The organism is Pigmentiphaga sp. MLSB6-MA01 (assembly GCF_058793475.1).
This window is the reverse complement of record NZ_JBXAFV010000006.1, coordinates 189,921-204,107: the sequence shown is the minus strand read 5'-3', so window position 1 is coordinate 204,107 and position 14,187 is coordinate 189,921. Positions and strand designations below refer to the sequence as shown.

The window sequence follows — 14,187 nt, the reverse complement described above, 5'->3', positions numbered from 1 at the left end:
CGAGGCCATGACCAAGGAGAAACCATGAACGAAGAACGCTACCAGGCAGGCCTGAAGATCCGCCGCGAAGTGCTGGGCGACGCCTACGTGGACCATTCGCTGAAGCAGGCCGACGCCTTCGCGCGCCCCATGCAGGAGCTGGTCACCGAGTACTGCTGGGGGGAGACCTGGTCGCGCCCCGGCCTGGACCGCCGCACGCGCAGCATGCTGAACCTGGCCATGCTGACCGCGCTGAACCGGCAGCACGAACTCAAGGCCCACGTGCGCGGCGCGCTGAACAACGGCGTCACCAAGGAAGAAATCGGCGAAGTGTTCATCCAGGCCGCCATCTACTGCGGCGTGCCTGCGGGCCTGGAAAGCGTGCGCAGCGCGCGCGAAGTCTTCAAGGAGATGGGACTATGAAGAAGTCCGTCGTCGGCATCATCGGCCTGGGCCAGATGGGGCTGCCCATGGCGGGCAACCTGCTGGCCGCCGGCCATCCCGTGCTGGGCCTGGACGCCCTGCCCGCCCAGGCCCAGGCGCTGGCGGGCCAGGAAGGCTATCGCGCGGCCGGGGACCTGGCGGCGATGGCCGCCACGCAGGCCGTCATCCTGATGCTGCCCAACAGCGACATCGTCGATGACGTGCTGTGGAACCAGGGCCTGGCGGCGGCCCTGCCCGCCGGCACGCTGGTGATCGACATGAGCTCGTCCAATCCCACGCGCACGCATGTCAACGCCGAACGCCTGGAGCAGGCGGGCCTGGCCTTCGTCGACGCGCCCGTCTCGGGCGGCGTGAAGCGCGCCAGGGAAGGCAAGCTCGCCATCATGATGGGCGGCCCGGACGACGCGGTGGCCCGCGCCCGCCCCGTGCTAGAGGCGCTCGGCACCACGCTGGTCCACGTGGGCGGCGCCGGGTCGGGCCATGCCATCAAGGCACTGAACAACTACATTTCCGCCTCGGGCCTGCTGGCCGTGTCCGAAGCGATGGCGGCCGCCCAGCGCTTCGGCATCGATCCCCACGTCGCCAACCAGGTGTTCAACGCTTCCAGCGGCAAGAACAGCGCGACCGAGCAGAAGGTCGAGCAGTTCATGCTGTCGGGCACCTACGCCTCGGGCTTCGCGCTGGCGCTGATGCGCAAGGACCTGGAGACGGCGCTGGGCTTCATGGCGCAGATGCGCACACCCACGGCCTTCGCCTCGTGCTGTGTCGACATCTGGCGCGATGCCGAGGCCAGCCTGCCGGCGCGCAGCGACCACACCACCATCTACCGCTACGTGCAGGAAGGCGGTTGACGCCTCGGTCTCAGGCCGGCAGCGGATGCCGGAGCAGCAGCGTCCCCTCGAACAGGCGGCGCTGCGTCCGGTAGAAACCGCCCCGTTCCACGCGCCATGCGCCATCCGCGTCGCGCTGCACCGCCGCCGTCACCGGCAGGACACCCGACGGCATGGCGATCCTGAGATCCACTCCCGGCGCGGCGCGGCACACGTCATGGACCACGCTGCCCTCCAGCCGGGCCGCCGTGGCCAGGCAGACGGACACGCCCAGGGGCAGCGCGCGATGCGGCTGCCCATTGGACAGGACGCGGGCCTGGAAATCGGCATCCGAACCGCCGGCGGGCGGCGCCACGAAACCGACGAAGGGCACGGCCGTGCTGGCGGCCGCCGAGGTCTCGTCGGCCGCGACGCCCATACGTACCGACGCCGCCACGCGTATGGCCTGCAGGCGTGCCATCAGCCGCGTGTCCGCCTCGATCGCCGCGGGCGTCTCGTCGCCTTGCAGGCCGAGGTCGGCTGCCAGCACGAACACGCAGGCATTGCTGGCATCCACCATCGATGCGCGCACCGGGCCGAAGCCCGCTACCTCCAGCACGTCGGCCACGCTGCCGGTCGGCAACAGGCGGCCGGTCGTGGCCCCGGCGGGATCCAGGAAGTCCAGGTGCAACGGCGCCCCCGTGCCCGCCACACCGGGAATGGCCAGGTCGCCCTCCACCGCCGCCAGTCCATCTTCCATGCCGAAGCGTGCCACGATGATCTTGCCGGTATTCGTGTTGTGGATGCGCACCACCGCCTCGTCGCCATACACGCGGATGAGGTCCTCGTCCACGGCGAACGGTCCCACGGCCGAGGACATGTTGCCGCAATTGGGCCGGAAATCCACGTGGGACGTCTTGATCTGGACCTGCGCGAACGTGTAGTCCACGTCCGCGTCGGGGCGCGAGGACGGCCCGATGACACAAACCTTGGACAGGGAGGAGAGCCCTCCCCCCATGCCGTCGAGCTGGCGGCCGTAGGGATCGGGCGACCCCATCGCCGCCAGGAACAGCGGTGCCCAGGCGGCCTGGTCCGCGGGCAGGTCGCCCCTGTGCAGCATCAGGCCCTTGCTGGTGCCGCCACGCATGAACACGGCGGGTAAGCGGTATTGCTTCACGGACAGACTCCTGGTTCGGGTGCCGGCGCGTCAATCGACCACCGCGCCGGCATCCAGCACGGCGCGGCGCCATTTTTCGATTTCCCGGTCGAGGAAGGCCGAGAACTCGGCCGGCGTGCCCAGCACGGGTTCGCTGCCATCGACCGCCAGCATGCGCTCGAACGCCGGCTCGCGGCCGATCCGCGCCACGTCGCGCTGGATGCGCTCGACCACGCCGGCCGGCGTTCCGCCGGGCGCCAGCAGCCCGTACCAGGCATTGACGTCGTACCCGGGCACGCCCGCCTCGGCCATGGTGGGCAGGTCGGGCAGGACCGCGGACCGACGCGCGCCGGTCACCGCCAGCGCCCGCAGCCGGCCGGCCTTGACCTGGGGAACCGCCGAGGCGAGCGCGCCGATGTAGACCTGCCCCCGGCCCGCGACGACATCGTTGAGCGCGGCCAGCGCCCCCTTGTACGGGACGTGGACCATGTCCACGCCGGTCATGGACTTGAGCAGTTCGGGCGCCAGGTGGTTGAGCGTGCCGTTGCCCGCCGAGGCATAGGTCAGCCCGCGCGGCTGCCGCCGTGCCAGATCGATCAGCTCGCGGACGGACGTCGCCGGCACCTCCGGATTGACCACCAGGACGTCGGCCACCAGATTGACCAGGCTGACCGGCGCCAGGTCGCGCCGGGTATCGTAGGGCAACGACCGGTAGAGGCTGGGCGCGATCGCCAGGCTGACATCGGTCATCAGCAGGGTGTAGCCATCCGGCGCCGCCCTGGCGACGGCCCGGGTGCCCAGCGTCGTGCCCGCGCCCGGCCGGTTCTCGACCACGACGGGCACGCCCCACTCCTCGCCCAGCCGGCGGGCCAGATGGCGCGCCACCAGATCGATGCCGCCGCCCGGCGGGTAGACCACGACGATACGCACCGGCTGCGAAGGAAAGTCCTGTCCGGCCACGGCGGCCGATGCGACGCCCGCCACGGCCAGCAGGGCGGCCGGCAACAGGCGCGGCTTCGCGCGCGGCGTTCTCACGCCGCCCCCGCCGCCCGGCGTTGCGCCACTTCCCGCTTGACCCAGCCCGTCACGCCGCCCAGGTCGATGATCTCCTGGATGAAGGCAGGCAGGGGTTCCGCCTGGTAGCCCGCGTCGTCCAGGCGCACGGTGCCGCTGCGGGTATCGACCTCGATCGTCTGGCCATCCCGCGCGGCCGCCGCCACCTCGGGACTGATCAGGATGGGCAGCCCCAGGTCGATGGCCATGCGGTAGAAAGTGCGGGAGAAGCTGGCCGCGATGATGCAGCTGATACCCAGCGCCTTGAGCCCGAAGGGCGCCTGCTCCCGTCCGGAGCCGGCGCCGAAGTTGCGGCCCGCCACGATCACGTCGCCCGGCCGCACCCGGCCGACGAAACCCGGATCGACCTCCTCGAAGATGTGCTTGGCGATATCCGCCGGATCCAGCAGCGACAGGTAGCGCCCCGGCACCATCACATCGGTGTCGATGCTGTCCCCCAGCTTGTGCACCTTGCCCGATAACATCATGGAACCTCTCCTTCAAAGGCGGGCCGGGTCGATGATCTCGCCGGCCACCGCGGTCGCCGCCGCGACGTAGGAATTCCCCAGGTAGACCTGGGCGCCCGCATGGCCGCCGCGCCCCTTGAAATTCCGGTTGATGGTGGCGAAGGCCACTTCGCCGTCGTCGAGCGCGCCGTTGTGGCCGCCGAAACAAGCGCCGCAGGTCGGCGTGCTGACCGCGGCGCCGGCCTCGATGAACTGCTCGATCAGTCCCTCCGCCATGGCCTGCATGTAGATCTTCTGCGTGGCGGGCACGATCATCGCGCGGGTTCCATGCGCGATCTTGCGCCCCTTGAGGACGCTGGCGATCTGCCGCAGGTCGCTGAGCGTGCCATTGGCGCAGTTGCCCATGTAGACCTGGTCGACGTGGATGCCGGACAACTGGTCCACGGAGACCACGTTCTCGGGCGAGTAGGGCTTGGCGACCATGGGCCGCATCCGCGAGAGATCCAGCTCGTGCCGCGACGCGTATTGCGCGTCCGCGTCGGCGTTGACCAGGCTCCATGCGCGTTTGCAGGTCTGCTCGGCCCAGGCGCGCGTGATGTCGTCGGCCTCGACGATGCCCGTCTTGGCGCCCGCCTCCACCACCATGTTGCAGATGCCCATGCGCTCGTCGATGTTGAATTGCGCGATGCCCGGACCGCCGAACTCCATGGACCGGTACAGCGCGCCGTCGACGCCGATATCCTGCAGGATCTGCAGGATGACATCCTTGCCGGTGACGTAGGGGGCCTTGGTACCGTGCAAGTGGAAGCGCATCGACTCCGGCACCCGGAACCAGGTTTCGTCCAGCATCATGATGGCCGCCATGCCGGCCCAGCTCATGCCGGTCCCGAAGGCATTGAACGCGCCGGCCGTGCCGGTATGGGAATCGCCGCCCGCCACCAGGTTGCCGGGTCCGATGTATCCCTGCTCGGGAATGAGCGTGTGCTCGATGCCCCCCTTGCCCACGTCGAAGAACAGCTCGATGCCCTTGTCCCGGGCGAAGCGGCGCATGTCTCCCAGCATCCGGGCGCCGGCCGCGCTGGGCGCGGGCGCGAAATGGTCGCACACCAGTCCGATCTTCTCCGGCACCGCGACCTTGCCTCCGCCCATGTTGGCGAAATGGCGGAAAGCCACCGGTCCGTTGGCATCGTTCAACAGCACGAAGTCCACCTTCGCCCGCACCACGCTGCCGGGCCCCACATGCTGGTCGCCGCCGATGCGGTGGGCTTCCAGGATCTTTTCCGCGATGGTCTGTCCCACCCAGGTACTCCTTATTTGCGCACGAACTGCTGCTCGAGCTGGTTGATCTCTTGCAGGCCCATCAGCGCGTTGAGTTCCTCGAACGACACCAGCAGGTCGGGCCGCTCGGTCACCTCTTCGTCGTCCAGTTGCGCGCCCAGGGCCGCGAGCGAATTGGTGAGGCCCATGATGGCGGACGCGCTCAGCATCCGCCCGAACATGACCGCGGCCACGCCCATGTCCTGCAACCTGCGAGCGGAGATCAGCGCGGTCGTCGAGCGCTTGCGGATGGCGAACCCCATGTTCACGCACAAGGGCCTGGAGACATTGCGCACGACGGCGCGGATATCGTCCTCGGTGGCCAGCGCGTCGGCCAGCAGCAGATCGGCGCCGGCCTCCGCATACAGGTTCAGGCGCCGGATCGCCTCGTCCAGGCCATGCGTGCCGAAGGCGTCGGTGCGCGCCTTGATCACGAAATCCGGATCGCGCCGGGCCTCGATCGCCGCGTGGACTTTCTCGGCCATCTCCTCGGCCGACACGACGCTCTTGCCCTGCATGTGCCCGCAGCGCTTGGGCCAGGACTGGTCCTCGATCATGATGCCGCCCACGCCGGCCTGCTCGAATTTCTGGATCATGTGATACACGTTCACGGCGTTGCCGTAGCCCGTGTCGCCGTCGGCCAGCAGCGCCAGGTTGCAGGCGCTGGCCAGCCGCCGGCAGGCGGTCAGGTTTTCCTCCATGCCCATCAGTCCCACATCGGGTTTGCCCAGGTTGGCTTCGCTGAGCGCAGCGCCCGACACGAAGCCTGCCTGGTAGCCGAACTTCTCGACCAGCTTGACCGTGAAGCCGTCGTAGACGGCATGCATCACGAGAATCTGGGGAGCATGGATCAACGCCTTCAGGCGCGCGCCCGGACTCGGTGTATTCAGCATTGCAGCTCCCGTTGGGACGTGGCGAACTGCCCGGCGCTCTTGCCCGCCAGGCGGCCGAAGACGGCACCGCTGGTCAACCCGCTCGCGCCGGGATAGTTGAAATAGAAGATGCCGCCGACCATTTCCCCCGCGGCATACAGGCCCGGGATGGCATCGTGGCCGGTGTCGACGACCTGCCCATCGGTGTTGATCTTCAGTCCGCCGAACGTGAAGGTCACGCCGCAGGTGATGGCGAACGCCTGGAAAGGCGGCTTGTCGAGCGGTAGCGCCCAGTTGGACTTGGGGACATCCAGCCCCGTCGTTCCCTTGCCATCCTTGATATTGGGATTGAACGGCACGTCGCGGTTGACCGCTGCGTTGAACTCCCGGATGGTGCGCAGGCATTGTTCGGGGTCGACGTCATCGAGCTTCTGTACCAGTTCTTCCAGCGTGTCCGCCTTCACCTTGGTCACGTGGCGGGTCCGGTATTCGTCCAGCAGCAGATGCTGGACCTGGGCATCGTAGATCTGCCAGGCGAACTGCCCCGGCTGCTCGAGGATCAGGTGCCCGTACTTGGCGTAGGTGAAGTTGCGGATATCGGCGCCCTCGTCCAGGAAACGCTTGCCCTGCCCGTTCACCATGATGCTGAAGGTATAGCTGTGGCGCTGGAAATGCGGCGTGACGTTCAGGTCGCCGAAATCCGTCGCGTAGCGCTCCCAGCCCACCGCATGGCAGCCCGACCAATGGCCATAGGGCTGCGCGCCGATGCGCAGCGCCATGGCCAGGCCATCGCCGGTGTTGTATTTGGTGCCGCGGACCTTGGCCAGGTCCCAGCCCTTGCCCAGGTAGCGTGTGCGCCATTCGGTATTGGCCTCGAACCCGCCGCAGGCCAGGACCGTGGCGCGGGCGCGGATCTTCAGTTCCTTGCCGTCGATGCGCGCGATCACGCCCGAGACACCGTCCACGTCATGGAGCAGGTCTTTCACCCACGCCTCGTAGACGATCCGCACGCCTTTTTTCTCGACGGCGGCGTACAGCGCCTCGACCAGGCCCGGACCGCCGCCATAGGTGGCCAGGGGAGCGCCGCCCCAGAACGTGAAGCGTCCGTCCTCCTTGTAGGCCTGGCGCCCGTAGTTCGGCATGAACTTCACGCCGTTGCCCTTCATCCAGTGCATGGTCGAATTACTGTTGCGCACGAGGATCTCGCACAGGTCCGGGTCGGTGCGGTGCTGCGTGATACGCGCCATGTCGTCGAAAAAATCGCTTTCGGTGTACTGGCCGAAATCGGTCGTCGCGATTTCCTCCTCGGTCAGATCCGCGGACAACGCCACGATGTCTTCCTGCCCGGCATACGCGAACCGGACCTTGCCGTCGGTGTAGGCGCTGTTGCCGCCCCGTTCCTCGAAGGGCGCGCGCTCGAGCAGCACGACGCTCGCCCCCTGCTCGGCCGCGGACAACGCCGCGCACAACGCGGCGTTGCCCCCGCCGACGACCAGCACATCGTGGATCGTTGATTCAAGACTCATGAATGGATTCCCCAGTCTGATGGAAGCACTGTCCCGCCGGACGCGGCCTCTCGCGTCCGCGCGGCCCCACGCCTATTCGGCGGTGATCTTGGCCTTGGCGATGATGTCGGCCCATTTGTTGAGTTCGGTCGTCATGTAGGACTTGAACTCGGCGGCGCCGCCGGTGGCCGGCTGCACGCCCTGGGCCAGCAGCTTGTCCTGGAAATCCTTGCGCTGCAGGCTCTTGCGGATGGCCTGGGCCAGTTTCTCCACCACCGGCGCCGGAGTGGCCGCCGGCACGAGGATGCCGTACCACGACGTCGCCTCGTAGCCCGGCACGCCGGCTTCGGCCAGCGTCGGCACCTCGGGCAGCGCCGGGCTGCGCTCGCTCGACGAGATCGCCAGCGGCACCAGGGACCCCTGGCGGATGTGGCTGAGCACGGCGGTAATGGAACTGAAGGCGACCGGCACCTCGCCCGCCATGACGGCATTGGTGGACGGCGCGCCGCCCTTGTACGGCACATGCACCATCTCGACGCCGGCCATCGACTCGAACAATTCCATCGACATGTGCGTGATGTTGCCCACGCCGCCGGACGCGTAGTCGACTTTTCCCGGCCGATGCGACAGGTAATCGATCAGTTGCGGCACGGACCGCACCGGAAACTTGGGATTCACCACGAGCACGGACGGCCCGTAGCCGACCAGAGAAACCGGGGCGAAGTCACGGCCGGCGTTGAACGGCAGCCGCGGGAACATCGACGGCATGGCGATCGTTGCATTCGCCAGGTAGAGCGTGTAGCCGTCGGGCGCGGAACGCGCGACGGAGTCCGCGCCGATGTTGCCGGAAGCTCCCGGGCGGTTCTCCACCACCACGGTCTGGCCGAATGCCTCGGTCAGGTTCTGCGCGATCACCCGCGCCACCACGTCGGTCGCGCCGCCGGGCGCGAATCCCGATATCAGGCGGATGGTCCGCGTAGGGTAGTCCGATTCCTGCTGTGCTCCGGCCAGCGCCGGTCCTGAGATGGCAAGACAGGCCCAGACGGCGACACACCCACGCCGGGACCTGCGATCAAGGCGATACATGACCCATTCCTCCTTGGCGATCCCGTCTTGTGCGCGGGAGTTGTCGTGCCGGCATGCGCCGGTTTGCTCGCTACGGCTGCAATGCCGCGCGATGAGGGCACTGTATCAAGGGGGGTAATAGGCTGCCAGAATATTGTGTTATCTTGCTATGCAAAAATAGCATGCTGGAGACGACATGAAACTTCAACAGTTGCGCTACGTGCTCGAGGTCTTCCGGCACGGCAATCACATCTCCAATGCCGCCGAAACCTTGCATACCTCGCAGCCCGGCATCAGCAAGCACCTCCAGCAACTGGAAGAGGAACTCGGATTCGAGGTCTTCGCCCGCAAGCGCAACCGCATCGTGGGCCTGACCGAGCCCGGTGAAGAAGTCGTGACCATCGCCCAGCGCGTGCTCAACGACATCGACAGCCTGAAACGGCTGGGGGAAGAACTGTCCTCGCGCGAAGGCGGGAGCCTGACCATCGCCACCACGCACACGCAGGCCCGCTACGTCCTGCCGCAGGTCATCGAGCGCTTCATCCGCCAGCATCCCAAGGTGCAGTTGCACCTGCGCCAGGGCAACCCGACCCAGATCTGCGAGATGGTGGAAGCGGGCGTGGCCGATCTGGCCGTGGGAACCGAAACGACGCGGGCCTTCCCGACGCTGGCCCGGATGGATTGCTTCGAGCTGGAACGCTCCATCATCACCAAGGCGGGCCATCCGCTGCTCAAGATCCGCAAGCCCACCCTGCGGGATGTGGCGGCCTATCCGATCATCACGCACGACCCCGCGTTCAGCGGACGATGGAAGGTGATCGACGCCTTCAAGCGCGCCGGCATCAGCCCCAACATCATCTTCGGCGCGGTGGATGCCGACGTCAGCAAGACCTATGTCGAGCTTGGACTGGGCATCGCGGTCATGACCTCGGTTTCCATCGACAGGCAGAAGGACAAGGGGCTGCGCGCCATCGACGCCAGCCATCTCTTCGAGGCCAGCATGACGTCGATTTCCGTGCGCATCAACGCCTACCTGCGCAACCACACCTTCGACTTCATCAAGATGTTCGCGCCGCACCTGACGCGCGACGCGGTCCGGGCCGCGCTGCAGGATGCCCGCTAGGACCCGTTGCCCCGTGATACGCTGACCGATCCATGCCATCGCCTCGGACCCCGACGACCATGCGCATCCGTATCCTCTCCGATCTCCACCACGAACACTTCAACGGCAACCGCCCGCTGCCCGAGGTCGACGCCGACCTGGTCGTCCTGGCCGGCGACATCCATACGCACGACCTCGGCATCGAATGGGCCGGCCGGCACTTCGGCGGGACGCCGGTCGTCTACGTGCCGGGCAACCACGAGTTCTATTCCTCCCACATGGGCAGGCTGGACCGCAAGATGCGCGAGACCGCCCGCCGGCATGGCGTGCATCTGCTGCAGAACGAGTCGGTGGTGCTGGACGGCGTGCGTTTCCTGGGCGCCACGCTATGGGCCGATTTCGCGCTGTATGGATCGCCCGGCGATGAATTGGCGCAGGCCATGGCCGTGCGGGTGATGCCCGACTTCAGCTGCATCGACACCGACCAGGGAAAATTCACGCCGACCGCCTGCATCGCCCTGCACCAGGCCGCGCGCGCATGGCTGGATGAACAGCTCGACACTCCCTATTCCGGCCGCACGGTAGTCGTCACCCACCATGCGCCCAGCGAACGTTCGGTGCCGCGGCAGTACAAGGGCAATCAATTGTCGCCGGCCTTCTCGTCCAACCTGGACGACCTGGCGGCCAAGGCCGATCTCTGGATACACGGCCATACGCACACCTGTTTCGACTATCGCATCGGCAAGGCGCGCGTGGTGGCGAACCCGGGCGGCTACCCGGGCGAGAACGAGGCATTCGATCCGGAACTCGTGGTGGAGATCTGACCGCTTCAGCGGAAATCGGCGCCGATCAGGTCGTAGCGATCGGTGCACAGGGCATCCACGCCCCATGAGAAGAGTTCGCGCGCCCGCGCCGGATCGTTGACCGTGTAGCACATGAGGCCGTAACCGGCGGCCTTGATGCGGCGAGCCGTCTCCGCATCGAGCAGGTCGTGCTGGCAATGCAGGGATACGCAGCCCAGGGCTTCGAGACGCGCCTGCCAATCCGGCGGTACGTCTTCCACCAGCAGGCCGCGCGGAATGCCTGGGGCGGCCTCGCGGGCGGCGCCCAGGGCCTTGGCGGAAAACGACGAAAACAGCGGCAACCCGGCGGGATCGGCAACGCCCGCGTACAGGTCCTCGACCATCTGCCCCACGACCTGCCCGGTATCCACGTCGTGGCCGGGCATGGGCTTGATCTCGATGTTCATCCACATGCCATGGCGGCGCAGCCATTGCACGATGTCCTCCAGGCGCGGCACGGGCTCGCCCTGGAAGCGCGGATCGAACCAGCCGCCGGCATCCATGCGCGCCAGGTCCGTGGACTCGAATGCGCTCACGTCGCCCACGCCGGGGACGGTGCGCCCGAGCTGGGTATCGTGCATGAGGATGGGAATGCCATCGGCGGCGAGCATGACGTCGAACTCGACGCCGCCGATACGGCGGGCATGGGCTTCCTGCATGCCCGCCAGGGTGTTCTCGGGGGCCAGCCGGCCCCCGCCCCGATGGGCCACCACGCGGGGATAGGGCCAGGTCCTGGTGGAGGCGGCGCCTTCCCCGATGGTCATTTCTTCGCGCTCATCACCGACGACGAGCGCGCCACGGCGTCGTCCAGCCCCTGCTTGGGCGGCTTCACGCCGTTCCAGACGGCGTTCAGTTCGCTGTTGATGATGTCGGTCACGCGATCGTAGTTGTTCAGGCGGAAGCCCCGCGTGAACTTGGCGGGCGGATTGGCCATCGCCCGCACCACGCTTTCCGCGCCCGGGATGTTCTTGTAGAAGGACACCTCGGAAGCGCGGTAGGCCGCCTCGGTCAGCGGCAGGAAGCCGGTCTTCTGGTGCCATTCGGCCGCCACCACCGGCGTGGCCAGGTAGGCGATGAAGGTGGCCAGCGCCTTCTGTTCGGCGGTGGAATGGCCGCCCAGCGCCCAGAACGCGGACCCCCCCACGAACGGCGTGCTGGGACGCGCCGCCTCTTCCTCATAGTAGGGCAGCGGCGCCACGCCGTACGAGAACGAGGCCTTGCTCTGCACCTGGGCCAGCGCGCTGCTGCCGCTGGTCAGCACCGCGCATTCGCCGGACGCGAACGCGGCGTCGCCCTGGTCCTGGTTGGTGCGCACCGGGAACAGATGGCTGCGGACCCAGCTCATCATCAATGCCAGGTGGCGCACGTGCAACAGGTCATTGGCCAGCAGTTGGGCGCCGTTCGGACCGTCCAGGCCGTTGTTGCGCGTGGCGTAGGCCGAGTTGTGCATGGCCGAGAGGTTTTCCACGTGCACCCAGGTCTGCCAGCTGGTGGCGTAGGGACAATTGACGCCGTTCTGCAGCAGGGCGATCAGGTGCGCCTGCATATCGCGCCAGGTGCGCGGCGGGGTATCGGGATCCAGGCCGGCGCGCCGGTACAGGTCGCGGTTGTACAGATAGATGGGAATGTCGGCCATCCAGGGCAGCGCCAGCAGGCGGCCCTTCGCATCGCTCATGCCGGCGGTGGTCTGCGGCAGGAACCAGCGCAGGTCCTTGATCGGATACTTGGCCAGCAGTTCATACATGGGCAGGATGGCCCCCTGCCGCGCGATGAATTCGGGCGAACGGTTGTCGGGCAGTTCGACCAGGTGCGGGGCACGGCGCGCGCGCACGGCGGCGGTGCCGTCCTCGATCAGCGCCTCGACCGAGGGCTTGGCCGTGACCTTGACCGTGAAGCCATGCTGCTGCTCGTTGAAGCGTTGCACCAGCGAATCGAACTCCGCCGCCTGCTGCGGGTTCAGCGTATGCCACACCTGCAATTCGATCGGACCGGAAGGCGCGGCCATCACGGCGGCGGCACCGGCGGCGCCCGCCGCACCCGCCGCGCCAGCGGCCTTGGCCGCGCCCGCCGCGGGCTTCTTGGCCGGCGCGGCCTTCGCCACCGGCTTGGCGTTGCCCTTCTTGGCGGCCTGCGCCGCCGCCGTACCCAGGCCGCCCACGGCCAGGAAACCGGCCGCGAGCACCGACACACCCCAATTCAACCAGCGCTTAGTCGGCTGCATCGATCCGTTCTCCGAAAACATGGTCAAGCTCAAGAGGCACACTCACAAAAAGGGAAAATCCACCTGCGGCCGGCGGCCGCTGATCAGGTCGGCCAAGGCTTTTCCAGATCCGCAACCCATGGTCCACCCCAAGGTGCCATGCCCCGTGTTCAGGTACAGGTTGGGCAGGCGCGTGCGTCCGATCAGGGGCACGTTCGAGGGGGTCGCGGGACGCAGGCCAGACCAGTACGACACCTTGTCGAAATCCAGCGCGCCCGGAAAGAGCTCCCGCGTCAACGCCGTGAGCGCTTCGCAGCGCACGGTGTTCAGAGCACGGGAATAGCCGCTGAGTTCCGCGGTTCCCGCGACTCTCAGCCGGTCTCCCAGCCGCGAAAATACCACTTTATGCGCACTGTCCGTCAGGCTGACCGTGGGGGCCTGGGTGGAATCCGTAACGGGGTATGTCGCCGAATAACCTTTGGCCGGATAGACCATGCAGGGAACGCCCAGCGGGCGCACCAGATCGGGCGTGAAACTGCCCAGCGCCGCCACGAATACATCGCCCTGGACCTTGGCGTAGCGTCCGTGGGCATCGATGGTCTCCACCGCCTTGACCCATCCGCCCTCGTCCAGCAGGCGCGTGGCCTGGGTGGAAAAGCGGAACTCCACGCCCGCCGCGGCGGCCTTCTCGGCCAACGCCGTGGTGAAGAGATGGACGTCGCCGCTTTCGTCGGCCGCGGTGTAGTCCGCCCCGACGATGCGATGGCTTTGCGGCGCCAGCGCCGGTTCCAGCGCGACCAGTTCCTCGGTGCTGAGGATGCGCCGGTCGACACCGTATTCGCGCATCAGGTCGGCCGCCTTCTGCGAGGCATCGAACTCGGCCGGATCCCGGTAGAAATTGATGATCCCTTTCTCGAGATGATCGTAGGGGATGCCCAGTTCGGCCCGCATGGCCTGCAGTGTCTGGCGGCTGTAGGCCGCCATGTTGACCAGGGCCCGGACGTTGCGCGGCAGCCGGCCGGGCAGGCATTCGCGCAGGAAGGCCATGCACCACAGCCACTGGTGCCAGTCGGCATGCAGCCGGAACAGCAGCGGCGCGTCGCCCTGCAACAGCCAGCGCGCCAGCTTGAGCGGGGCCTGTGGGTTGGCCCAGGGTTCGGCGTACGAGACCGAGATCTGGCAGCCGTTGGCGAAACTGGTTTCCTGCGCCGGACCAGGCTGGCGGTCTATCACCGTGACGTCGTGGCCGGACTGGCGCAGCCACCATGCGCTGGACGTGCCGATGATACCGCTACCTAATACGACAACTCTCATTCTTGCTCCTCGGGCCTGGCGGGCCGTACCCGCCGCGGCGCCGCCCCGGCAGGCGGCGGAAA

Annotated in this window: 14 protein-coding genes; 4 read left to right on the top strand and 10 right to left on the bottom strand. The window is 67.5% G+C overall.

Features of this window, described 5'->3' with window-relative positions; genetic code table 11:
• Positions 1–24 precede the first annotated feature (24 nt).
• Positions 25–402, top strand: coding sequence for a 4-carboxymuconolactone decarboxylase (gene pcaC / locus AC1Q6E_RS12550; protein WP_152796372.1), 378 nt, complete (start codon positions 25–27; stop codon positions 400–402).
• Positions 399–1,274 (top strand): NAD(P)-dependent oxidoreductase, encoded by an 876-nt coding sequence (locus AC1Q6E_RS12545; RefSeq protein WP_296560295.1) that lies wholly within the window; start codon positions 399–401, stop codon positions 1,272–1,274. The genes pcaC and AC1Q6E_RS12545 overlap by 4 nt, the downstream gene beginning before the upstream one ends.
• A gap of 10 nt (positions 1,275–1,284) precedes the next feature.
• Here AC1Q6E_RS12545 and AC1Q6E_RS12540 read toward each other — a convergent pair whose 3' ends face one another.
• The 7 genes from AC1Q6E_RS12540 to AC1Q6E_RS12510 all read right to left on the bottom strand — a co-directional run bounded on the left by AC1Q6E_RS12540 (position 1,285) and on the right by AC1Q6E_RS12510 (position 8,688).
• Positions 1,285–2,409, bottom strand: coding sequence for a 2-methylaconitate cis-trans isomerase PrpF family protein (locus AC1Q6E_RS12540; protein ID WP_492572843.1), 1,125 nt, complete (start codon positions 2,407–2,409; stop codon positions 1,285–1,287).
• 30 nt (positions 2,410–2,439) lie between these two features.
• Positions 2,440–3,423, bottom strand: a complete 984-nt coding sequence (locus tag AC1Q6E_RS12535) for a tripartite tricarboxylate transporter substrate binding protein (RefSeq protein ID WP_492572842.1) — start codon at positions 3,421–3,423, stop codon at positions 2,440–2,442.
• Positions 3,420–3,929, bottom strand: coding sequence for a LeuD/DmdB family oxidoreductase small subunit (locus tag AC1Q6E_RS12530; RefSeq protein ID WP_492572841.1), 510 nt, complete (start codon positions 3,927–3,929; stop codon positions 3,420–3,422). Before AC1Q6E_RS12530 ends, AC1Q6E_RS12535 begins: the two co-directional genes overlap by 4 nt.
• Before the next feature lie 12 nt (positions 3,930–3,941).
• Positions 3,942–5,207: a 3-isopropylmalate dehydratase large subunit gene (locus tag AC1Q6E_RS12525; RefSeq protein ID WP_492572840.1), complete on the bottom strand. Its 1,266-nt coding sequence runs from the start codon at positions 5,205–5,207 to the stop codon at positions 3,942–3,944.
• 11 nt (positions 5,208–5,218) lie between these two features.
• Positions 5,219–6,118, bottom strand: a complete 900-nt coding sequence (locus tag AC1Q6E_RS12520) for an isocitrate lyase/PEP mutase family protein (protein ID WP_492572839.1) — start codon at positions 6,116–6,118, stop codon at positions 5,219–5,221.
• Complete coding sequence (gene tcuA / locus AC1Q6E_RS12515; RefSeq protein WP_152796382.1) at positions 6,112–7,623, bottom strand: FAD-dependent tricarballylate dehydrogenase TcuA; 1,512 nt, start codon at positions 7,621–7,623, stop codon at positions 6,112–6,114. Before tcuA ends, AC1Q6E_RS12520 begins: the two co-directional genes overlap by 7 nt.
• Positions 7,624–7,695: 72 nt before the next feature.
• Positions 7,696–8,688: a Bug family tripartite tricarboxylate transporter substrate binding protein gene (locus AC1Q6E_RS12510; protein ID WP_152796383.1), complete on the bottom strand. Its 993-nt coding sequence runs from the start codon at positions 8,686–8,688 to the stop codon at positions 7,696–7,698.
• 175 nt (positions 8,689–8,863) lie between these two features.
• Here AC1Q6E_RS12510 and AC1Q6E_RS12505 point away from each other — a divergent pair, with 175 nt between their 5' ends.
• On the top strand, positions 8,864–9,790 hold the full coding sequence (locus AC1Q6E_RS12505; RefSeq protein WP_296560286.1) for a CysB family HTH-type transcriptional regulator: 927 nt from the start codon (positions 8,864–8,866) through the stop codon (positions 9,788–9,790).
• 59 nt (positions 9,791–9,849) lie between these two features.
• Complete coding sequence (locus tag AC1Q6E_RS12500; RefSeq protein ID WP_296560285.1) at positions 9,850–10,593, top strand: metallophosphoesterase; 744 nt, start codon at positions 9,850–9,852, stop codon at positions 10,591–10,593.
• A gap of 5 nt (positions 10,594–10,598) precedes the next feature.
• Here the strand turns inward: AC1Q6E_RS12500 and ugpQ are convergent, their stop codons facing one another.
• The 3 genes from ugpQ to AC1Q6E_RS12485 are packed head-to-tail and all read right to left on the bottom strand — an operon-like array spanning position 10,599 to position 14,125.
• On the bottom strand, positions 10,599–11,375 hold the full coding sequence (gene ugpQ, locus AC1Q6E_RS12495) for a glycerophosphodiester phosphodiesterase (protein WP_152796389.1): 777 nt from the start codon (positions 11,373–11,375) through the stop codon (positions 10,599–10,601).
• The gene (locus AC1Q6E_RS12490) at positions 11,372–12,832 is read right to left on the bottom strand and encodes an extracellular solute-binding protein (protein ID WP_296560284.1); all 1,461 of its coding nucleotides are present in this window, start codon (positions 12,830–12,832) and stop codon (positions 11,372–11,374) included. The genes ugpQ and AC1Q6E_RS12490 overlap by 4 nt, the downstream gene beginning before the upstream one ends.
• A gap of 42 nt (positions 12,833–12,874) precedes the next feature.
• Entirely contained in the window at positions 12,875–14,125 is a 1,251-nt protein-coding gene (locus AC1Q6E_RS12485; protein WP_152796393.1) for a D-amino acid dehydrogenase, read from the bottom strand.
• Between the last annotated feature and the right edge of the window lie 62 nt (positions 14,126–14,187).